We start from the raw sequence: 21,951 nt of genomic DNA on the forward strand, positions 1-21,951 counted from the left end.
GCCGCCTCCCAGCAGATAGCAGACTCGGTGATGTAACCGTCACGGTCTCGAAACCTGACGCCCGGATATCAGTGCGCAGGGCGTGCGGGCTCCGCCGGGAGGACCGCCGAAGGGAGCCGTCGTTCGTGGCATCACGCCCAGGCGCGTGCGAGCCGTTCGTACTCTTCCTCGGTGAGCCGGAGGACGCTCGCGTGTCGAGCGTCCTCCGGAAACGACCCGCCTTCCAGCGGCGTCCACGAGCGAAGGTCCTTCGAGGTGGAAAGGCCGTACCGTTTCTCCCACGGGTGGTCGTAGTACATCCACCACTCGTGCAGGTCGTCGCGCCACACCACGTGCGGTCCTTCGGTGATGGTCGGCGTGGCACCGACGGTCACCGTCTCGTACGGCCCGTCGAGGTTGGCGCTCACGGCGACGTTCACGTGCTTCGTGTCGTCGTGCGAGTCCGGCTTGTAGAACAGGTAGTACCCGTCCGCGTGCGGCACGATGTGGGCGTCGATCACGTTCAGGTTCGGGTCGAACAGGACCCTCGGGGCGGTGTAGGTCACGAAGTCCCGCGTGCGAGCACACCAGATGGCCTTGTCCCACCACATCTTCGGTCCGACGGACGAAGACCAGATGACGAGGTGGTCGCCGTGCTGAGCGTCGGGCACGAACTCCGGAGCCCACAAGTTCTTCGCGGCGGGCACGTCCCTCAGGACGGGCGCGATGCTCACGTCCTGCCACGTGATCAGATCGTCGGACGTGGCGTGCAGCAGGTCCGCCGGGCCGGAGTGCGGGGCGAATCCCATGCCGATGCGATGGTACCGTCCGTCCGGCTGGCGTTGTGCGGGAACGGCGCGCGTGGCGAGCAGGTGGTACCGGCCGTCGAGACCACGCGCGACGAACGGGTCGCGGAGCGGAACCGATTGTCCGTCGACCGTCGCCTGCCACACCGGGGTGTTCCCGGCGAGCGCGGTGAAGGTGCGTCCGTCGCGGCTCAGCGCGTAATGCAGGGACTCCTCGAGCACGGTTCCTCCGTGCACTTCTCGGAAGTAAGCGAACAGCCAGCCGCCGCCTGTCTCGGATCGTGTCATCGACCGTACGGTACCTGAAAAGTCGCGATCACCCGCTCGGTCGGTCACGCCTCTCGAGGATTCTTCTCGCGCTGGACTCCTCTTGCTCTCCGGGCTTCCTTGGATAACCTTTGCCGACACGCCATCCACACGACCGCGTCACTCCGACGTCGAGGTTCGCACGAGCGGCAAGTAGACGTCGTCCACGATCTCCACCAAGACGGCGTCTGGAATCTCGGTGACTCCACGGGTAAGGTACTCGTGGCGAAGGAGCGCGAGCGCCACGCCCGCCACCCGAGGCTTCAGTGCGTCCGGACGCACCTCGCCCCGCGCGACGGCGCGTTCCAGCACGGGCAAGAACAGGGCCGCGCTGCCTCCCGCCCCCTGGCCGTGCATCTCCGCGAGAACCTCGGGAGCGTTCTCGGAGAGCAGACCGCGCAGCACTTCTCCGAGGGGCGACGCCCAGTGGCGGTTCGCGCCGCGCAACACCGCGAGGATGTCCTCACGCAGGTCGCCGGTGTCGGGCGGGGTGTAATGCTCGACGGCGAGGAGACGGTAGGCGGCGAGGGCGAGGGCGACGCGATGAGGCCAGCGGCGGTACAGGGCGTTCTTGTTGGTGCCCGCGCGTCGCGCGACCCGGTCCATCGTGAAGTCGGGGTATCCCCGGGCAAGAAGCTCGTCGGCCGCCGCGCGGAGGATGGCACCTTCGAGGGCGGCACCACGGCGACGGGTGGTGGGAGGTGGACGGTCGGCCATGAGCAGTGAGTTCCACTGTACAGCCGATCGGAAGGCGGCTATACTCCGAAATAAGGTACTAAGAGTACCTTGACTCGGAGGGAAAATGCGAGGCAACGGGATCACCTACGACACGGGCTTTTTCAACGGCGTCACCACCACCCACGAGCCCTTCGATCTCGACGCCGTTCGACACGACCTGCGTGTCATCCGAGACGACCTGCACTGTACGGCCGTCCGCCTCACCGGCGCCCTTCCCGAGCGCCTCGATCTCGCCGCTCGGCATGCCGCCGCCCTCGGCCTCGAAGTTTGGTTCTCCCCCTTCACGTACGAACTCGACCAAGACGCGCTGCTCGACCTCCTCCTCGACTGCGCGAACCGCGCCGAACGCTTGCGCCGGGAGGGGGCGCGTGTCGTCCTCGTGACCGGAGCGGAACTGAGCCTGTTCACGTCGGGTTTTCTACCCGGTGACACCGCCGACGCCCGTCTGAGCGGACTGCTCGCGCGAGACCCGCGCATTCTCGCGGGCCTGCCCGAACTGCCAAAGCGCATCAACGCCTTCCTGCGCCGCGCCGTGGAGGCCGTGCGCACGCGCTTCAGCGGCCCGGTCACCTACGCCTCGATCCACTTCGAAGGCGTGGACTGGACCCCTTTCGACTTCGCCGCTTACGACGTGTACCGCACCAAGGAGAGCGCCCCGCACTTCCACGCGGGCCTGCGCGCGATGAAGGCGATGGGGAAACCGCTCGCGATCACCGAGTTCGGGTGCGCCACCTTCCATGGCGCGGCCGACATGGGCGCCCTGGGCGCCGACATCGTGGAGTACGAAGACGGACACGCGGTCCGCCTCAAAGGGGAGTACGCGCGAGACGAAGCGGAGCAAGCGCGTTGCATCGCAGAACTTGTCGACGCTTTCGAAGAGGCGGGCGTGGACAGCGCGTTTTTGTGCACCTTCGCCTGTTTCTACTTGCCGCACCGCCCGGCAGGAGGAGTGGACTTCGACTTGGCGAGTCTCGGCGTCGTGAAAGTCCACCCGCCTGCCCCGAACCGGCCGGACCATTCGAGATGGACTCCCAAGGCGAGCTTCAACGCCCTCGCCGACGCTTACCGAAGCGGCGCCTGACGGTTCGGCGCCTGCACCGGCCGAGGAGGACCGTACGAGAGAAGCGAGTTCCTCCTGGAGTGACAACGTGCCGAGACACCACGAAAGCAGGGCGAGGAAGCATGCTGGTGATCGTCGAACAGGGCGTTCCGTCGACGGGGATGATGGTCGAGTTACCGCGGCAAGACACGAGTAGGTACGCGGAGCCGACGTCTGAATTCTCCGAGAAGCCTTCGGGTGACGAAACTCGGGCCGTGCGATCGGATGCGCCGGAGAGTTCACGGGGCTTCCAACCGGTCGTGACGTACTGCTCGACGCGGACCTAACCTGTTCGGACGTTCGTGCGGTACGCGTTCGATTCACGACAGGCGGAATGGGAGCCGTTGAAGAAGTCGGCGGCCGCGCCGCTTTGGCGCTTTCGCGTTCATTCGAAGGAAAGGGAGAACGCGTCGAGCAGGCGCACCGCGTGATACGCCTGCCCGTGCTGCTCGCGTGCTCGAATTGTACAAATGCCTTTACATCTGAGCAGTCACTCAGGTAAATTGGGGTATGACTCGCGTTAGCGCGCCCACTTCCGCCACGCCCGTGGACCTCACGTACTTCGTCGAAGGCATGGACTGCCCGACGTGCGTGCGCAAAATCGAGGGCGCTCTCGCGAACACCCCAGGCGCACAAAACGCTCGCACGAGCCTCACGACGCAAACCCTCACCCTCACCCTCGACGAAACGAAAACGACGCGCGCTCACCTCGAAAAAATCCTGCATAGCCTCGGCCACACGCCGAAACCGTTGAATCACGACGACGCAGAGCCCCACGAGCATGAAGCGACTTCTTGGCACGCCACACGCCAAGGACGACTCGTCCTCACCAGCGGCGCCCTCCTCGTGCTCGCCTTCACCTTCAGCCTCATCGAACCCGCCCTCGCCACCTGGGGATACATCGCCGCGACCGCGCTCGGCACCCTGCCCCTCGCCCGCAAAGCGTGGGCGGGTGTGCGCGTCGGCCAGCCGTGGACCATCAACACCCTCGTCACCCTCGCCGCCATCGGCGCCCTCGTCATCGGCGAAGCGGCGGAAGCGGCCGTCGTCGTGTTCTTCTTCGCCCTCGGAGAGCTCCTCGAAGGCGTCGCCGTGGGCCGCGCTCGAAGCGGCATCAAAGCCCTCGCGCAACTCGCACCGAAAACCGCGCGCGTCCTCAAGAAAGGCAAAGTTTTCGAGCTACCCGTCGATGCCCTCAAGGTCGGGAACCTCGTCGAGGTGCGCCCCGGCGACCGCGTTCCATCCGACGGCATCATCACGGAAGGCGCGAGCCACCTCGACGACTCTCCTGTCACCGGCGAAAGCGTCCCCGTGCACAAGCGGGTCGGCGACTCGGTCTACGCCGGGTCCATCAACACCGACGGCGTCCTCACCGTCCGAGTCGAGAAGGCCGCGAAGGACAACACCATCGCGCGCATCATCCATCTCGTGGAGCAAGCCGAAGCGAACAAGGCGCCCGTCGCGCGTTTCATCGACCGCTTCTCCCGCGTGTACACCCCCATCGTCGTCCTGATCGCCGCCCTGACCGCCCTCGTTCCGCCCCTCCTCGGAGGTCAATGGCACGACTGGGCGTACAAAAGCATCGCCTTGCTCCTCATCGGTTGCCCGTGCGCCCTCGTGCTCTCCGTGCCTGCGGCCATCACGAGCGCCGTGTCCGCCGGTGCGAAGCGCGGCCTCCTCCTCAAGGGGGGCGCCGCCCTCGAAATGATCGGACGCGTCAAGACCGTCGCGTTCGACAAGACCGGGACGCTCACCGAAGGACAACCGAAGGTCACGGACGTCACGCCCCTGACGGGGACCGAAGCGAGCGTCCTGCGTTTGGCGGCGAGCGTCGAGGCGGGCAGCAATCACCCGCTCGCGAACGCCATCGTCACCCGAGCCTTCGGCCTCGACGTGCCTCTCGCCCGGAACGCGAACGCCATTCCGGGTAAAGCCGTGGCTGCCACGATCGACGGTGCGACGTACGCGGTCGGCTCGCCTCGCTACGCCGAGGAGCACGCGCTTCTCGCGCCCGACGTGCGCGCCCGCGTGTCCGCGCTCGAAGAGCGAGGAAAGACGGTCGTGGTACTGCTGCGTGAACACGAACCGCTCGGCCTGATCGCCTTGCGAGACGAACCTCGCTCGGACGCCAAAGCGACCGTCTCCGCCTTGCGGCGTCTTGGCGTGCGACCCGTGATGCTCACCGGGGACAACGTCCGCACGGGAGCCGCCATCGCGTCCGAGCTCGGCCTCGACGTGCAAGCCGAACTTCTGCCGGAAGACAAGCTGCGACTCGTGGAACACCTCAAGCGTGACGGGCGCGTCGCGATGGTCGGCGACGGCATCAACGACGCGCCCGCGCTCGCCGCGAGTGACGTCGGCATCGCCATGGGCGGCGGGACGGACGTCGCCCTCGAAACGGCGCACGCCGCGCTGCTTCGCCCCAGCGTTCAAGGAATCGCCGAACTCGTGCGCCTGTCGCGCGCCACGAGGGGCATCATCACCCAGAACATCGTGTTCGCCGTCGGGCTCAAACTCGTGTTCCTCGTCACGACCCTCCTGGGCATCACGGGGTTGTGGCCCGCGATCCTCTCGGATACCGGTGCGACGGCCCTCGTGACCGCGAACGCCCTGCGCCTGCTCGCCTTCAAAGGAAACTCGGAATGACACACGTCACGAACGTCCGGCCCGCCGAAACGCTCGAAGTTTGCGACACCCACTGCACGCACCCCGAGGCGGTCGCTCAAGCACGCGAGGTCGTGCCGAACGAACGATGCGTCGAGGACGCCTCGGCCCTCCTCAAAGCCGTCGCCGACCCCACGCGGCTGCGCATGCTTTCCGCGCTCGCCGCGACGGAGTTGTGCGTGCACGACCTGTCACTCGTCGTCGGCATCAGCGAATCCGCGACGAGCCACCAACTTCGCCTGCTCAAGATGCACCGCCTCGTCACGGCCAGGAAAGTCGGTCGCAGCGTTTACTACCAACTGGCGGATCATCACGTCACCCTGCTGATCGGCAACGCACTCGAGCACGCCCGAGAGCGCGAACGCTGATGGATTACGGCACGCCAAAGACGCGGAGTCGAAGCATGGCTTTGAAGGCACCCCGGAGGTTCATGATGCGTCGTCTCCTGCTCGTCGCGCTTGTGCTGACGCCGTTCTCGGCGTCCGCGGCGACCGCCCCACTGTCTCTCAACGGCGTCATCTCCGACTGGGACGGAGAGCGGAACCTGCTCGCCCTGCTCGAAGTCGACACGCCCTTCGGGCCGTACAACCTGACGAGCGGCTCCCTCGTCGACGCGAACGGTCGCTTCCAAGTGACGCTCGACGAGGACGTCACGCACTTTCTGCTGCCCGCCAAAGAAGCGTTGCGCGTGGCAGGCGCGGAATCGACGTGCCGTGACGAAGTGCGTCTCACGCCTCCGAGCGCTCGCGCGCAGCAGTTCAACGTGGCCTTGCACGAGGCAAAAACGCACCTCGGTCGAATCGAACAGCTTTCATCGAACGTCCTGCCGCCCCGCGTCGGGGACGTGAACGCGCGACTCGTGTACGCGGATCGAGCGGCGAAGCTCACCGGTCAGGTCGTGTGCCCGTCGGGTCGAGTCGAGAAGTGGAACGTGAACCTAGACGCCGGTTGGAACTGGGTGCGCTCTCGCGCGACGGGCTTGGTGGGTGGCTTGCCGAACTTCGACGTGAGCAGCGCCGCCCTGCCCGCCACGATACGGTGGTTTCGGTACGGCGAGGTGGGCGCCCTCGACCTCACGTTCGGAGAGGGCAACCGCGTGACGCGGCTCGGGGAGAACGCGCGTCGTGCGGGCGTGCGACTCGGGGACAAGATCGTGAAGGTCGGCGCGTTGTACATCGATGAAGTCGTGGTGGACGCCTCGGGCATCCTCGCGCCGGGCGCGCCGGGCGAACGGGTGACGTTGCTCGTGGAGCGTCAGGGAACGCGCCTGTCCATCTTCGTGCCGCGGGATCGTGTGCGCATTCCTTGGATGTGAATGCAAGCGACGTTCGAACGTCCGGCCATTCGCTTCTCGTCGCTGGCACTCAAACTTCAGCACGGCGTCGCCTTATTGTTGGTTCACAGGTATAGACGCGGACGGATGATCCGCGCATAAATGGTTCGTGGGGATGAGGGATTCGACTTGTTGCCCGACCTATCCGGAAAGCGCCGCGCCAGGCGGGTCGAGGCGCGGTTCGTTCGACCGGTCGCCCACTTCATTCGTGCACGAAGGCTCGCCTGACAGCACTCCTACGCCTCGAGAAGCGGCGGGCCATCGACCACCAAAACGACGAGTTCCGGTGCCGACCGCCTCCCAGGAGCACGCCGAAGGTCATACCGTCGATCGCGCGGCCCTCCTCTTCGTCTCCTCCACCGCGTGCATCACGACTCTCTCGAGGGGGCGCGGCACGACTTGAAGTTCACCTGAGCCGCTCTGCCCTCGGCCATACGAGTTGCACTGTCGGCACGCACTGCCCCTGGATGGAGGGCCCTCGTTCAGTATGTTGCTGTTCGCTTCCTCGTCTTGCCGTGTTCCGGAGGTCATTCATGGAGAAATCGCTGCTCGAGCAACCCCTGGCCCTGCCGACCCTTCCTCTCCGTGCGACCGCGCCGGTCTCCGATGAGGAAGCCGCCCGCCTGCTGGCCCTCGACCCGAGTGCGTACTGGTTGGAAATGGCACGGGAACTGACCTGGGTGACGCCTCCGACCGTGGCCGTAGAGGGCATCCTGGGTGACTTTCGGTACTATCCGGGCGCGACCGGGAACGTCAGCGTGAACTGCCTGGACCGACATCCGCCCGAGCGCACCGCCCTGCTGTACGAGCGCGAAGACAGCCTGCGCGAAACGTGGACGTACGGTCAACTCACCGACGCGACCGCGCGGTTCGCGGCGGCCCTGCAGGAACTCGGCGTCGCGAAGGGCGACCGAGTCGCGATCTACCTCGGGAACGTCCCGGAAGCGTTTATCGCGATTCACGCCTGTTACCGCCTCGGCGCGATCTACTCGGTGATCTTCGCCGGCTTCAGCGCGTCCGCCGTGCGCGACCGCCTCGTGGACGCCCAGCCCAAGGTGGTGGTCTGCACCGACGCCACCGTGCGCCGCGGCAAGACCGTGCCTCTCAAAGCCACGCTGGACGAAGCGATGCTGGGCCTGGACGTCGCGCATGTCATCGTGGCGCGGCGAGTGGACCGAGCGTACGAATTGCGCGAAGGCGAGCATGATTTCCACACGCTGCTTGACCGAACAACCCGCCGCGCCCCTCCCGTGGACTTGGAGGCGAACGAGCCGGGGTTCATCATCTACACCTCGGGCACGACCTCCAAACCCAAAGGGCTGGTGCACGCGGGCCTGGGATTCCTCGCGGGCGCGTACGCCAACGTGAAGTGGTCGCTGAACTTGCGAAGTGACGACGTGTACTGGTGCACGGCCGACGTGGGCTGGCTGACCTTTCCGATCTTCGCGTTGGTCGGCGGTTTGGCGCACGGCGCCACCCACGTGATCTACGAGGGCGGCATCGACACGCCCACGCCCGCCAGGCCGTACGAAGTGATCGAAGGGTACGGCGTGACGAAAGTCTTCACCGCGCCGACGGCGCTGCGGATGCTGCGCCGCGCCGGGGACGCGCCCCTGGCGGGCCATGACCTCAGCGGCCTCACCCTCATCAGCTTGGTCGGCGAGCCGCTCGATCCGGAAACGTGGCACTGGACGCAGGGGAAGCTCGGTGCGGGCCGCGTGTTCGTCAACAACACCTACGGGCAGACGGAAACCGGGACGGCGTGGGCGAGCAGTATGGTCGGCGTCACGGGAACTCGGCCCGGCAGTTGCGGTCAGCCTCTGCCTGGCTACCGCGCGCGGGTGGTGCGCGACGACGGAAGTGAAGCGCGCCCTGGCGAGTTGGGCGCCTTGACGCTCACCGAGCCCTTCCCCTGCCTGGCGCGCACCGTGTGGGGCGACCACGAGCGGTACGTGCAGACGTACCTTTCGGACTTTCCCGGCAGTTACGCCGCGAGCGACGCGGCCCTGGTGGATCAGGATGGTCTGCTGTGGGTCACGGGCCGCCTCGACGACGTGATGAACGTCGCTGGGCACCGCATCGGCACCATGGAGATGGAAGCGGCCCTGATCACCCATCCCGCCGTGAGCGAGGCGGCCGTGGTGGCTCAGCCCGACGAGCTGAAAGGCTCGGTGCCCGTGGCGTTCGTGGTGCCGCGCGGAGACGTCGAGCTTGGTTCCGCGCTGGAAGCGGAACTGGGCGACGCGATTGTGCGTGGCGTCGGTCCCATCGCTCGCCCCGCCCGAGTGATCGTGACACCCACCGTGCCGCGCACGCGCAGCGGCAAGATCATGCGCCGGTTGCTGCGTGATTTGCTCGTCCTGGGTGAAGTGAGGGGGGACCTCACCAGCTTGGAGAATCCCGACGCGATCGACGTGGTACGGTCACGAATCTCGGGAGGTGACGCGTGAAGCGCCTCTCTTACCTGGCCGTTCCCACCGAAGCGGACGTGACGCCGGAAATCGCCGCGTTGTGGCGCAAGGCGCAAGCGAACTTGGGGTTCACCCCGAACGTGTTTCGCGCGCAGGCGCTGAACGCCGCGCAGTTCTGGGCGTGGTGGAAGTACTACGACCTGCTGATGAACAAGGAAGGGTGGCTGCCGCCGTTGGAGCGCGAAATGGTCGCGACGGTGGTGAGCAGCTTGAATCGCTGCGTGTACTGCCTCGTGTCGCACGCGTCGGCCGTCCGCGTCCTGAGCGGCGACGCGAAGCTCGCGGATACGCTTGCCATCGATTACCGTCAGGCGGACCTCACGCTTCGGCAGCGCGCCATGCTGGATTTCGCCGCGGCCCTTACCCTCCACCCGGACGGGAGGAGCCCGGCAGACCTCGAGGCGTTGCGCGCGGTAGGCTTGGACGACCATGCCATTCTGGAACTCACGCAAGTGGTGGCGATGTTCAACGCCACCAACCGCATCAGCAGCGCGCTGGGCTTCGTGCCGAACGAGGAGTATTTTCAGCTCGGTCGTGACGCGCAGAAGGTGGAAGTGGCAGAAGAACCGCGCGAGTAATCATTGGGAGGGACGACCGTCCCTCGAGCGGAGCCCACGGCACCTCGGCATTCCCGTCGACCGAACCGTTCGTAGTTCCGAGAATCACGCGGCCGACGCCGAGGACCGCGGAGACGTCGGGCTCAAGGTGCGGCGGGGCGGTACTCGACGCTGGTAGATCAAGCTTCGGGGCGCAAGAGCAAGCTCGGCGACGCGATGCTGGAGTTGTCGCGTACGTCCCGGCAGCCTTCGCGCGTGCCGGTGGACTTGCAGCACACGCCGGTGCCCCTGCTGGCCCTGGCAGGATTGCGCAAAGGTGGGGTGAACGTCCGCTCGGCCGTGAACTCCATGGCGGGCGGGTCGCGTGAGTGAATAGCGCGACACCCGGCACTTTTGACGAACACGCTCATGGCGTTTCGAGTGGGGTCAAGCGCACCGGACGGATCGAATTGGCTTTGAGAAGCGCAAGAGCCATCACCAAGGCAAAGGGGACGGCGGACTAATTCGCCGTCCCCTTTGCTTTAAGGTGAGCTGATTGAACGGTCAGGGCCTCGCGTCATCTCGCCGTGCCAAAAAGCGCTCGAAGTCCTCAAGCGACATCACTCCGTGATGCAGCACGGCTTCATACACGTCCATGCCTCCCACGTCCTCCGGGTACTCGGGCCGCTCGCACCACACACTCTTGATCCACAGCACCGCTAACCGCTGCGCCGAAGTCATCTCGCGCGCCAAGTGCTCAGCATCCGCTCGGTGCGGCCGGAGGATCGGCGAGCACCAGAAGGTCACGTCAACTTTCCACAGTCGACCGGTCGCCGCGGCGTAGCGCAGCACGAAGTAATGCCGTTCGTCGCCCGGCTTGCCGGAAGGACTCCGTTCTCCCGTTTCATCGCGGTACAGCACTTCTCGGATGCCTCGCGACGCCATCACCGGCGCCATCGCCGTCATGATATCCGCGACGTGAACGTGCTCGGTCCTCACCATGACGTCCACGTCTGGCCAGACCATCAAACCGGACACCGAACTGCCGATCCGCTCGAAGGTACCGAGAAGCCCCAGCCGCTCGGGCAGTTGCAGGTCGTTCACGACATGTTTCGCTTCGCGTTGTAGTTCATCTTGGCGCGCGAGCAGGGCAGCGGCCGTAGAATCGTCAAGGACGCGTCGTCGACGCGAATCAGCAGTGGCCATGACGTCACTATAGGGAAGCTCGGTCGTTTCACACCGAGCAAGCGCGGAGCGTTGGACGACACGGCAAGCGACGAGCTTTTCGAGAGGCGTTCACGCTTTCCCCTGCAATCCCAAGGAAATGCGCCAGCGGTAGATCGTCGCTTTACCTCGGCGTTTCACGCTTTCATCAGGAGGGCGGCGTGGACGTCGGTGCATCTTGCGGCGACTTTACTTGCAGAAAGAAGAGTGGCAGCGGGAACTTGAGAAGACATGTCAGCTCATCCAGGAAGTCCACGCTTTATGAGGTTCGACGCGCATCTGGAACGCGTAAGCAAGCCACCGTGAGCAGATCAGGCTTTGTCAGGCCGCGCTCAGAACCTTAGCAACACTTAGCAGGCTCGAGCGCTTCGACGAGCGAAGGATCGTCCCTGAGGAGTTTCACGAGGATGGGTGCGAGAAGGTCACGCACCTCGACGGGTCTAACCTATCGAGCGTGTCACCAGCGGCAAAGTAAATCCTTGAGAATGCGCTGGCCTCTTGCCGCCGATCGCCACCTTGCTTCGCACGTCGACGTTCGGGCTCAGCCGCTCAGGTCAAGGCGCTGCCAAGCCAGATGACCCCAGTGAGATTCACGCCCGCCGTGCGCATACCACGGCGTGACACCGCGCCCGTGCCCGATATCACAAGAGCGGGCACGTCTTCAAGCGAGTTCTTTAAGTTCATAGGCTTCTCCTTGGTCAACCGTCCCGCAAGAGGCGTTCGGCAAAGCGTGGGGCGAGGCGGTGCAGCACGGCGAAGGGACGGGCGAACCCAACGTGGACATCCGTGCGGTCACGCTCAAGTCCCTTCAAAATGGCGTTGGCGACGAAGTCCGCGCTGACCTTGTGCCCGTCTCCGCGCCCGCTTGTCATCGGGGTGTCCACGAGGGGCAGCACGGCGTCTACGACGAGCAGGGGCAAGCGGGCGTCTTGCACTTGGTAGCGCAACGCTTTCGAGAAGGTACGTACAGCGGCTTTGGTGGCGCTGTACACAGCCGCGCTCTTTTTCGGGGCGAATGCGAGGCCCGACGTGACGTTTACAATCGCTCCGCCGGAGTGGCGCTGCAAAAAGGGCAGCGTGAGCGCGGTGAGTTGCACGAGCCCGGTGAAGTTCACGCGAATTTCGGCGTCCACGTCGCTCAGCACCCGGTCAAGGGGCGTGGTTGTGAAATCGTAGTTGAGTTGCACGGCGGCGTTGTTGATTAGGATGCTCGGGCGGTGCCGAGCGAGTTCGGCGGTGAGGCTGACGAGGGCGGCGGAATCGCCGACGTCGCATGAGATGATGCGCGCGTCGTTCAGCCTTTCGGCGGCCCGGCGTAATTTGATCGTGTCGCGTCCAAGCAGCACGACATCGTTGTCGCGCGCATGAAAGGCGCGGGCGAGCGCAAAGCCGATGCCGGAAGTGCCGCCGGTGATCAGGACCGTGTGGCCGCGCGTATTTATGGCGACCTCTGTTTGAGGGAAAACGAACTGGTCACGCTTTCAGGATCGCGGTAGGCTACCGGTCGTGACAGACCCTCTTACCGGTAGAGCGGACTGGATGGTGGTGAAGGACGCGAACGCTGCACGCGTCCTCGCTGACCCTGACGCACGGCGATTCCTGGAACCATTTTTGGGGCGCGAGCGTAGCGCGCGCGACGCGGCGCACGACCTCGGCGAGAACCTTGATCGAGTCCTCGCGCGCGTTCGGCGTTTCCTGCGCGTGGGGTTGCTGTGCATCACGCGCCAAGAGCCTCGCGCGGGGCGTGCGGTGAAGTTCTACCGAACAGTGGCGGACGGCTTTTTCATTCCGTACGGCGCGACGGAGTTCGAGTCGTTCGAATCGTGGTTCGTCGCGGAGTTCGCGCGGCGCGAAGAGAGCTTGGCGCTGTCCGTGTCAAAAGAGGCGCTCGCGTGGGGTGCTTCACGTGGGCACCACACGGTCGGCAAGCGGGTGTTTCGCCGAGCGGACGGGTCGTTGGGAGCCGATTTTGCGTTCGGACCGCAGGACGAACTCGACTTGCTGCATCCGGCCGCGCCCGCCATCGCGTATACGTTCGCCTTCACGGACCTCGATCACGAAAGCGCTAAGGACTTGCAACGGGAGTTGTTGACGCTGGCCGAGAAGTACGGGGGACGAAGGGGCGGCCAACTCTACAGTGTGCGCCTCGCGCTCGCTCCCGTACGGCCAGAGTGAGATTACGCAAGATACTCGGCGCGAGCATTAGGTTGGGATTCGATGGAGGGCACCGCACAGGGCGCGGCAGGGACTACGCGTGCAGGAGGATCTCAGCCTGCGTTGTGGTCTGGGCTTGCGCGCCTTGGCTGCATATTCCGCCGAACAGATGTGACGCCGAAGCACTCGTGAGTCACTTTGCCAAGGGTGACACGCTCGTTATGGTGGCCCCTCGTCGAAGTCACGCTGAAGGCGCGCGTGGGCGGCTCGAGGAAGCTCACGCGCACTCGTCCGTCTTCGTGAATGTGGACGTGCGCGAGCTCGAAGCGATCCGCGAACGTGGAAGTCGAAGCCAAGCGGATTGGATCGACGAGAGAGCGGCGTGACGGCCAGCACGCGCGCCACGCTAGCGGGGAAGGTGAACGCCGGGAAAAACGCTGCCTCACAAGCGCGCAATGTTGAAGCACGTACAACAGGGCCGTACGTATTCGGAGTGGGGCTTCGAGCAAACGAAAAAAGCGCCCTTTCGAGGCGCTGATATGGACAAGATAGCGTGCTATGCGCCATGAGTCAACTCCATGCATGAGGTGGTAGTGGTTTTAAGAGCATGACGGGGGTGCTATGAAGCATGAACGAAGTAACGTGGCCGTACTTGTAGAGAGCAGCCGAAGAAGGAGGCGTTGTGGGTCAGTTGAGAGCTGCAAGTAGCATCAACGATGCCAGCTCCTCGCACCTTCACCCTCGCGCGGCCCTCGGCTCGTACACTGAGGAATGAACACCGCCGCGCCGGACGTTCACGCTCACCCTTCCGTCCCCCTCGGCCGGACCGAGGACGTCGAGCGCGTCAAGAAGCTCCTCCAGAGCGGCGCACGCCTCGTCACCCTGCGTGGTCCCGGCGGCATCGGCAAGACCACTCTCGCCGCGCACCTCGCGCGCACTTTGCAAGGCGCGTACGACCGCGTCCTGTTCGTGGACCTCACCGCCGAGCGTGACCCGCGCCGCGTCCTCGACGTCCTCGCCGCGCACCTCTCCAACAGCGAACGTCGCGCTGACGCCCTGCAGCGCCTTGTCATGTTCGCCGAGGATCAACGCGTCCTCCTGATCCTCGATAACTTCGAGCAAGTCGTCGAGGCTGCCGTGGACGTCATGAGGCTGCTCGACGCGACGACGACGCTGCACGTCCTCGTGACGAGTCGCGTGACGTTGCGCGTGCACGCCGAGCACGAAGTGGAAGTCACTCCGCTCACCCTTCCTGACGCGGCGGGAAGGATGGCGGACAGCGCCGCAGAGCAGTTGTTCGTACAGCGTGTCCGGCAAGTGAACGCGACCTTCGAGTTGAACGACACGGCGCGTCCACTCGTGGCGAGCATCGTTACTCGCCTCGAAGGCGTCCCGCTCGCGATCGAACTGGCCGCTTCGAGGTTACGGACGTTCTCGCTGCCCGACCTGCTCGCGCAACTCGACCACCCTTTGCACGTGCTCAGAGCGGACTTCCGAGATCGCCCTGAGCGATTGCGGTCATTGCGGGCGGCGGTGCAGTGGAGTTACGACTTGCTGGGCGAGGAGGACCAGGAGGTGTTCGCATGTTGCGCAGTTTTCGAAGGGAGCTTCACCCCTGAGGCGCTCATGGCCGTGTGGGGTGACGAGGATGTCTTGAACCGTGTGGAACACCTTCTCGAGCAGAGCTTCTTGCTGCGGGCGGATGCAGCCGTGACGCGATGGAAGATGCTGCAGCCCCTACGAGAACTGGCGTTGGAGCACCTCGCGCGTCATCCGCAGGGCGAAGCGTGGCGTGAACGGCACGCACGGTACTACTTGCATGTCCTCGACGACATGCGCCAAGGCTACCAAGGACCCCACCCGAGAGCGCGCGAGTTGTACCTACCCGATTACGCCAACATGCGCGCGGGCCTGACGTGGATGACCGAGCGAGGCCATGCCGAAGGCACCCTCCGGTACATCGATGGAATGAACCGATTTTGGCTTATGTCCGCGAGGCACGCGGAAGGTCGTGCGCTGACCGAAGCTGCCTTGAGGCTGCCAAGCGCTGGGTTGGAGCACCTCCGGATGCCCGTTTTGTTGATCCAGGCGGACAACTTGCAGGGCTTGGGTGACATTCCAGCCATGGAAGCGTGCATGCGCGAACACCAAGCGCTCAGTGAAGTGCATGGAACGGACGAGGAGCGCGCTTGGTCCAAAAATGGCCTGTCCATTTCCTTGTACTACTCCGGGAAGTACGAGGAGGCCTTGCAGCTCACGCAGCAGGTGATCGACTGGTTCGAAGCACACGACCCTCATACGATGCCCAGTGCCGAAGCCCGAATGGTGTACGCGGTGGTGACCCTCAACTCGGTCTGGCATTTGATGGCGCTGAGACAGTACGAAGCGGCTCTCGAGCGGGCCACCCGGGCTGTTGATCGTTTGGAACGCGCAGGGGACATCCGTGCTACCAGCCACCGAGGGTTGATAGGAGACGTTTTGGTGCATCTCGGTCGGTGGCGGGAAGCCGCGTTGGAGTATCAAGTGGCGTTGCGGCACACGATCGATCATGGTCATGCTGCCAGCAACGCGCCTTGGGGGTTCATGCAGGTCATGGCCGAACGACAGCCCCTTCTCGCGGTGAGCTTCGCGGCATTTGGAAAGAGCGAAGTGAAGCTGAGCATGGTCAACCCGTGGCATCTACAGGCCCTCGAAGCGCTCAAAGCTGCCTTGCCTGCCGAGGACTTCGAGCGGGCATGGCAGGTCGGCGAGCGTTGGACGCCCGAGGAGGCTCTCATGAACGCCGATGCGTTCATCGCCGAGCAGGAACAAGGGGCGCCTTCAGCCCAACGCTCACAGGCAGTTCCACAAGGTGGAACGCATGGATTGACGGCTCGGGAAGTGCAGGTGCTCGAGCTTGTCGCGGCGGGACACCCGGACCGCAAGATCGCGAAGCTGTTGAACATCAGTTCGGCGACGGCAAGCAAACACGTGTCGAACATTTTGTCGAAGCTCGGCTTGCGCAATCGAACGGAACTCGCTCGATGGGTTATGGAGAGAGCACCGTACAAGCGAGGCATTGAAAAGCTGTAGTACTCACCCTACGTCATGCACAACACGCAGTTTTCGCGCGCTCAGCAGCATTCCCCCGCGTCCTTACCGACAATCGAGGCATGAAGACACCGGACACTTTGCACGCCGACCTGACCGCCCTCAAGCGAGACACCCCGAAACTCGAGCGCATCGTGAACGAGCACGCGCAGCGTGTGGATGACCTTCTACGGAAAGTCGGCGCGGGCCGCGCTTCGTACCAGGCGCTCATGGACGCTGAGGGACAGCTTGGCACGGCGAGAGGGATGTTCGAGCAGCATCACGCCGAGGTGAAACGCCTCGTGAAGCGTGAACGCGCCGAGCAAGAAAAGACGCACTTCTCGCAGATCGCCACGGCCACACGGCGGCACGCGCGCATCCAAGCCCGGCAGCGCTGGTTGCTTGGGGAACTCGATTCGCGCATTCACGCGGTCATGAGTGAGTGCCTCGCGTTGCATGCCCTGGCGCATGAGGAACGAGGGCGGGCGCTCGCCCTGGCCGCTGGAATTGTGGAACGGCACGCCGGGCCGATGCCGAGCACGAACGAGGCGCACGCCGTCAACGCTTGGCGGGAACGTTTGCGCCTCGTGTTGAGCAGCGCTGCGGGGGAAGGGCACGCGGCCCTGTCGGACGTGACGCACCTCGAACTCTGGCCCGTCGCGGGCTTCGAGTTCGCGGCACGCCTCGAGTTTCGTCCGCACGTTCGCCCGGCGACTTTGGACGTTCGCGCCTTCGACGAGGACGCGTGAACATGGAAAATGCGAAACAAACCGTCGAACGCCTCGACGGCCGCACCCTCAGCGCTGGCACGCACGGCGCTCTGTCGGACAGCGTGCCCGACTTTGAGCGGGAAGCTTACGAGGAACACCTCGAAGGCATCACAGCTTCCCTGTCTCCCGTGGGCTACCTCGAAGAGCGCCTCGTGGCCCGCATCGCCTTGAATCTCTGGCGCTTGGCTCGCCTCGAGCGGTGGGAAGCGTGGCAACTCGAAGCGAGCGCCGAGGACGCCGAGGTGCGCGCCCGGTACGGTGGACGTTCGCTCGTCGACGAGTTCGACGAGCAACGCACGTTGCTGGAGTTGTACGAGAAAGCCCCCGCGCTCATGGCCCCGGTGCCGACCCTCAGCCCGGTTGAGGTGCGCGGACACCTGGCGGCGTTGGAGCACAAGACGCCCGCGCACGTCCTCGCCCCTGACATGCTCGAGGACGTGCGGGCGAATGCCGAAGAGTTCCTTCGGGAAGGGGAACTGCTCTTGGCCTTGTCACGCGGGAAGCTCCCTGAAGGCATGAGCGACGAGGATCGTTCGAACGTCGGGTTCTTCTTTCAGGGGTACTTCAAGGAGCGCGGCCTCAAACCGAAGAAGTACGTCACGGCAGCGATGGGTGCGGTTCCTTCGAGTGATGACCTCGCCGCGCTGGAAGACTATGAGCTGGTGTGGTCACACGAGATGCTCGAGCGTACCTTGTCGTTCGCGCTGAGCTTGAAGGGTTCGACGGCGGAGAGTCTCGTGATGGTCGCCGCGACGAAAGGCAGCGCCACGCGGCGTAAAGGTGAAACGATCCTCGCGTTGGCCCTGCGGGGCGAGCAGCTCGTGACGCGGGGCGTGCAAGCCGTGAGCATCCCCAGCGAAGCGGCCCTGGACAAGCTTCAGCGGTACGAAACGCACCTCGAACGGCAGTTGTACAGGGCGATGCATGAACTCGAAGCGATGCAGGAACGCAGGGCGGGCCGCGCGGCACCGTTGGCGCGACTGGAGTTGCACGGCACGCCGGGCGGTGAAGCGAAGCGAAAAACATGGAAAGGTTCGGCAAACTTCCACCCCCTTTACGGGTGCTCAGCCTCGTGTTCATCGGCGTTTTCGACTTTTCGTAAGTTCGCTGGGCGGTGCGTCGTGAGAGTGAAGGTGCTTCGAGCGTGGGAAGGCGACAAGCCGAGGGCGTACCGGGGGCGTGTCACGGCGCGCGGCTTGCTGGATGACTTGGACCTGAGCGCGTACCAAGTAGCGACGAGCGGCCTGAGTACGGGCAGCATCGACCCTGGCACGGTGTACCGCTTTCTTCGTGGGGACGTACGCTGCTTGGACTTCCACACGCTCGAGATCGTGGCAGGCATCATTCACGAGTGGTGCGGACAACGCGTGGAGGTCGCGGACCTTGTGACGCTCGAGCCGCGCGAACCTTAGCAATTCTGAACAGGTACTTCCGCATAGCAAAGCCGCGCTAAGGTCGTCTCAGCACGGCTTTTTTCCTTCGATTATCGTCTACGACCTCTTGAAGCTCGCGCCTGCTCCTCAAGGAACGCGGCTACGGCTTCGGGGCTGTCCTGACGAATAACTTCGAGGATTGCCTCTAGCAACGTCTCTTGGTTACGGAAGAATCCTAGTATGGGTTGACCTCGCAAAATCTGTTTGAGGGATGCGCGCTCACGTATTATAGAGAGCGCCGAACCCGCGTTGTAGACGTAAGTCAGTCCGATGCGACGAATGCCTTTTGTGCTGAGTTGGAGCTTGAAGAAGATGCTGCCATAGTAAATACGGCCATCGACAATTTTAATGTTGTAATTCACAAACATCGATTGAGTGAGTAAGAGAAGTAAGAGAACAAGTATAAATTGAAGCAAATCGTCTAGGCTGGTGATCGAGTCATTTTTAATAACAATAACGATAAGATAGGCAAGCAGTGGCAGCGTCACTGCCGGGAAGAGCACACATATCATCCATCCATAGAGGTTGTAAGCGCCTCGAATAGTAGGCGTGCGTGGGGTTGCCATGCCGCTACCGTACCATCGGCGTTTTCCTCGACAGTCAACAAAAGTCAACAGGGACAAACGCACAGGATCGCCCGGCGACGGGCACTGCGGGGTGTGTGATGCCTTCGAGGGAATGCGCGGCGTTTCGTCATTCATTGGTACGCACAAGTGCCCACGGGCGCGCCTGGTGGATACGGGTTGGCCCTCGCAACGATTCGACATGCCACGCGAGGAAAGCGCGTGATCGTGGCGCGCACGGGGCGTGAGGTGCAACATTCCCGCTTTCGGGGGAGAGGTTGCTAATTGTCAACCGATCACTTGGCACGCGGGCGCGTCAGGTAATGACGCCCCTTTTTTATGGTGTCTGTTTTGTCTGTTTCACCGGTCAACGCTGGGGGGTGCTCACCACGCGGGCCGATCTTAGGGAAGCCTAGGTACGCCGGGCAGCTCGGCAGAGAGTGCGTGAAAGTGTCAGGTTGCGCGGGCGGTTCCTGGAAGTTTCAGCACTGAAGAAATGAAGGTGTCGGCAGCGAAACAGGATCGCGGACCATGCGCGTCAGGTGTTGTCACGTCGCGCTCGAAACCTCCGCAAACCTTGACAGTGTTGCTCCCAGTCCTTCATATCGCGCCGAGTACGGCGCGCACAACTTCATCATCGACTACTGGCTCGCCGAAATCACGGTGAGTCGCGAAAGATATCGTGCTCGCTTCGGGTCGTCCTTTTTAAATTGCGTTTTGCACGCATCGCTGTTCGCTAAGCAGTCAGGCAAGAAATTCACCTGACCAATGCACCATAAGGTTTAACATACCTTCATGCGACGTCGCTTGGACGCTTTGACCGGAGTGCGCTTTATCGCCGCACTCCTCGTGTTCTTCTTTCACTTCGGCGGGAGCGTCATGCAACACACTCCGACGTGGCTGCACAACATTACCCGAATGGGCCATCTCGGCGTGACCCTCTTCTTTGTCCTCAGTGGCTTCATCCTTACGTACACGTACTTCCCGAGCGGCACGTCGAACAACCTCAACCGCTCAAGATTCTATTGGGCACGCTTCGCACGCTTGTACCCCGTGTTCCTCCTCGCTTTCCTCCTGAGCGCCCCGCTCTCCCTCATGCAAGGCTATCTGCATCACGGCGGCATTTCAGGTGCTCTAAGCGTGGTGGGCGTCGGAATGCTGGAAGTGCTCGGGTTGCAAGCGTGGACGCCAGCAACCGCATGCGTATGGAATTGCCCTGCGTGGAGCGTATCCGTCGAAGCCTTCTTCTACCTGACATTCCCCGTGCTCGCCACATTTCTCCTCCGATTGTCCACGCGTCGTTTGCTCGCCGTCACGCTCGGCGCGCTCCTCGTTTCGGCCATTCCCGGCCTGCTGCTGCTGTTGGCTCCGGAAGTCGCGCAAGGCACCTTGAGCGACTGGATGTACTACACGCCCGCCCTTCGCCTTCCGGAGTTCATGGTCGGCATTGCTACGGGACGCGTGTTCCTGCAGCACCTCAAGTCCACTCGTCTCTCGTCTGCGTTCACGCTCAACAGTTTGGCCGTCATTTTGATCGTGATGACGCTCGGTCCACTAGGACATCGCAACGCCTTGAGCCCCATCGTGATTTTGGCGTTCGCGGCACTTATCGTCGGGTTGGCGAGTGGACGCACGTGGATCGCTGATCGTTTGTCCAGCAAACTGTTCATTCGCTTGGGCGAGGCAAGTTACGCCTTTTACATCCTGCACTCGCCACTTTGGGAGTGGGCGGCAACAGTGCAGAAGATGTTGCCGGGACGAGACCTGCCCGCGCCTGTGTTCTTCTGGGGGATGCTAGCCATCGTGACCGTGGCGTCGCTCGCCACCTTCCGCTTTGTGGAGGATCCTGCGCGTCGATGGCTGCGAGACCGGGAGGGCGCGTGGCTGCCACGACGCCCGAGCCGTGTGCTTCTCAGAGGTGCAGAGAAATAGGTTCCTGTCTTTCTCAGCAGCACAGCGATTCATAACCCTCAGCTCGTCGAGCTGAGGGTTTCCTTTGGAGGTATCGGCCGAACTTGAATCGCGCCCATTCATTTACGAGCTGAGAAGCTTTACGAGGATGGGCGCGAGGAAGTCACGCACCTCCTCGGGCGTGCGCTCGCCCAGGGTGACGGTGAAGGCGCGCGTGGGCGGTTCGAGGAAGCTCACGCGCGCCGTGCCGTCTTCGTGAATATGGACGTGCGCAAGGTCGAAGTGATCCTCGTGAACGTGAAAGTTGAAGCCGGGCGGATTGGATCGACGCGATAGCGGAGTGATGACGAGCACGCGTGCAACGCTAGGGGGTGTACCTGAACGCCGGGAAAAACGCCGAGCGAGGCAAAGAAGAAAGCGGCCATTCCTGGCCGCTGATAACTTCAAGATAGCGTCGTATGCGCAGTGGGTCAACTCCATGCACTGGAACGCGGACAAAAGTGTGCATAGTGAGGCATGAAGCCTCACGTGCCCATCGGCGCGTTGTCGCGCCACCTGTCCGCCTACCGACCCTTATTCCGTGACCGCCGTCTCTTCGACGGCTTCTCCGCCCTCACTCACGGCATCCTCGCCTCGGGTGGGTTGCGCTTGTCACAGATTGCGCGGGCCGCGCCTCGAACAACGTGCACCGAACACGCCGAGCGCCGCTTACGCCGCTTCGTGCACAACCAAAACACGCGCGCCGACCTGCAGCCCGCTCGCCTGACGCGGGCGTTGACGGAACTCGGCGCGAAGCGCTTAGACCGCCTAACAAAACCTCAGATTGAGTTGCGAGGCTTGGGTATGCCCAAGCCTCTTGTCAGTGACGAACTCTGGGCGTTGATTCACCCCCTGC

Annotated in this window: 18 protein-coding genes; 12 read left to right on the plus strand and 6 right to left on the minus strand. The window is 63.7% G+C overall.

Annotated features, from left to right (window positions below; all coding sequences use genetic code 11):
• Positions 1-131: 131 nt before the first annotated feature.
• A complete protein-coding gene (locus tag DES52_RS13715; RefSeq protein ID WP_110887383.1) occupies positions 132-1,073 on the minus strand; it encodes a glycoside hydrolase family 43 protein in 942 nt (313 codons plus the stop codon).
• A gap of 138 nt (positions 1,074-1,211) precedes the next feature.
• Positions 1,212-1,808 (minus strand): TetR/AcrR family transcriptional regulator, encoded by a 597-nt coding sequence (locus DES52_RS13720; protein WP_110887384.1) that lies wholly within the window; start codon positions 1,806-1,808, stop codon positions 1,212-1,214.
• An 85-nt stretch (positions 1,809-1,893) separates the two neighbouring features.
• Between DES52_RS13720 and DES52_RS13725 the strand changes: the two genes are divergently transcribed.
• The 6 genes from DES52_RS13725 to DES52_RS13755 all read left to right on the plus strand — a co-directional run bounded on the left by DES52_RS13725 (position 1,894) and on the right by DES52_RS13755 (position 9,974).
• Positions 1,894-2,910: a glycoside hydrolase family 113 protein gene (locus DES52_RS13725; protein WP_110887385.1), complete on the plus strand. Its 1,017-nt coding sequence runs from the start codon at positions 1,894-1,896 to the stop codon at positions 2,908-2,910.
• A gap of 528 nt (positions 2,911-3,438) precedes the next feature.
• Complete coding sequence (locus DES52_RS13735; protein ID WP_110887387.1) at positions 3,439-5,574, plus strand: heavy metal translocating P-type ATPase; 2,136 nt, start codon at positions 3,439-3,441, stop codon at positions 5,572-5,574.
• On the plus strand, positions 5,571-5,960 hold the full coding sequence (locus DES52_RS13740; RefSeq protein ID WP_110887388.1) for an ArsR/SmtB family transcription factor: 390 nt from the start codon (positions 5,571-5,573) through the stop codon (positions 5,958-5,960). The genes DES52_RS13735 and DES52_RS13740 overlap by 4 nt, the downstream gene beginning before the upstream one ends.
• 62 nt (positions 5,961-6,022) lie before the next feature.
• Positions 6,023-6,907, plus strand: coding sequence for a S41 family peptidase (locus DES52_RS13745; RefSeq protein ID WP_110887389.1), 885 nt, complete (start codon positions 6,023-6,025; stop codon positions 6,905-6,907).
• Between the two features lie 551 nt (positions 6,908-7,458).
• Positions 7,459-9,375 carry an acetate--CoA ligase gene (locus DES52_RS13750; protein WP_110887390.1) on the plus strand — a complete coding sequence of 639 codons (1,917 nt, stop codon included), beginning with the start codon at positions 7,459-7,461 and terminating at the stop codon, positions 9,373-9,375.
• Positions 9,372-9,974, plus strand: coding sequence for a peroxidase-related enzyme (locus tag DES52_RS13755; protein ID WP_110887391.1), 603 nt, complete (start codon positions 9,372-9,374; stop codon positions 9,972-9,974). Before DES52_RS13750 ends, DES52_RS13755 begins: the two co-directional genes overlap by 4 nt.
• Positions 9,975-10,496: 522 nt before the next feature.
• On the opposite strand, the gene DES52_RS13760 is transcribed toward DES52_RS13755, so the two are convergent.
• Positions 10,497-11,036, minus strand: coding sequence for a hypothetical protein (locus DES52_RS13760; RefSeq protein ID WP_110887392.1), 540 nt, complete (start codon positions 11,034-11,036; stop codon positions 10,497-10,499).
• A gap of 818 nt (positions 11,037-11,854) precedes the next feature.
• On the minus strand, positions 11,855-12,598 hold the full coding sequence (locus tag DES52_RS13765; RefSeq protein ID WP_110887393.1) for an SDR family NAD(P)-dependent oxidoreductase: 744 nt from the start codon (positions 12,596-12,598) through the stop codon (positions 11,855-11,857).
• A gap of 64 nt (positions 12,599-12,662) precedes the next feature.
• Here DES52_RS13765 and DES52_RS13770 point away from each other — a divergent pair, with 64 nt between their 5' ends.
• The 4 genes from DES52_RS13770 to DES52_RS13785 all read left to right on the plus strand — a co-directional run bounded on the left by DES52_RS13770 (position 12,663) and on the right by DES52_RS13785 (position 18,561).
• Positions 12,663-13,331, plus strand: coding sequence for a hypothetical protein (locus tag DES52_RS13770; RefSeq protein ID WP_146237297.1), 669 nt, complete (start codon positions 12,663-12,665; stop codon positions 13,329-13,331).
• Between the two features lie 750 nt (positions 13,332-14,081).
• On the plus strand, positions 14,082-16,382 hold the full coding sequence (locus DES52_RS13775; protein WP_110887395.1) for a LuxR C-terminal-related transcriptional regulator: 2,301 nt from the start codon (positions 14,082-14,084) through the stop codon (positions 16,380-16,382).
• 80 nt (positions 16,383-16,462) lie between these two features.
• Positions 16,463-17,128 carry a hypothetical protein gene (locus DES52_RS13780; RefSeq protein WP_110887396.1) on the plus strand — a complete coding sequence of 222 codons (666 nt, stop codon included), beginning with the start codon at positions 16,463-16,465 and terminating at the stop codon, positions 17,126-17,128.
• A 2-nt stretch (positions 17,129-17,130) separates the two neighbouring features.
• The gene (locus tag DES52_RS13785; RefSeq protein ID WP_110887397.1) at positions 17,131-18,561 is read left to right on the plus strand and encodes a hypothetical protein; all 1,431 of its coding nucleotides are present in this window, start codon (positions 17,131-17,133) and stop codon (positions 18,559-18,561) included.
• Between the two features lie 71 nt (positions 18,562-18,632).
• Here DES52_RS13785 and DES52_RS13790 read toward each other — a convergent pair whose 3' ends face one another.
• Positions 18,633-19,148 carry a hypothetical protein gene (locus DES52_RS13790; protein ID WP_146237298.1) on the minus strand — a complete coding sequence of 172 codons (516 nt, stop codon included), beginning with the start codon at positions 19,146-19,148 and terminating at the stop codon, positions 18,633-18,635.
• Positions 19,149-19,940: 792 nt separating this feature from the next.
• Between DES52_RS13790 and DES52_RS13795 the strand changes: the two genes are divergently transcribed.
• Complete coding sequence (locus DES52_RS13795; RefSeq protein WP_110887399.1) at positions 19,941-21,077, plus strand: acyltransferase family protein; 1,137 nt, start codon at positions 19,941-19,943, stop codon at positions 21,075-21,077.
• Between the two features lie 102 nt (positions 21,078-21,179).
• Here DES52_RS13795 and DES52_RS13800 read toward each other — a convergent pair whose 3' ends face one another.
• Positions 21,180-21,410 carry a hypothetical protein gene (locus DES52_RS13800; RefSeq protein WP_110887400.1) on the minus strand — a complete coding sequence of 77 codons (231 nt, stop codon included), beginning with the start codon at positions 21,408-21,410 and terminating at the stop codon, positions 21,180-21,182.
• 162 nt (positions 21,411-21,572) lie between these two features.
• Here DES52_RS13800 and DES52_RS23310 point away from each other — a divergent pair.
• On the plus strand, positions 21,573-21,951 hold a 379-nt coding region (locus DES52_RS23310), incomplete at its 3' end, for a hypothetical protein (protein WP_211317927.1).

It is taken from the genome of Deinococcus yavapaiensis KR-236 (genome assembly GCF_003217515.1).
Lineage (GTDB): Bacteria > Deinococcota > Deinococci > Deinococcales > Deinococcaceae > Deinococcus_A > Deinococcus_A yavapaiensis.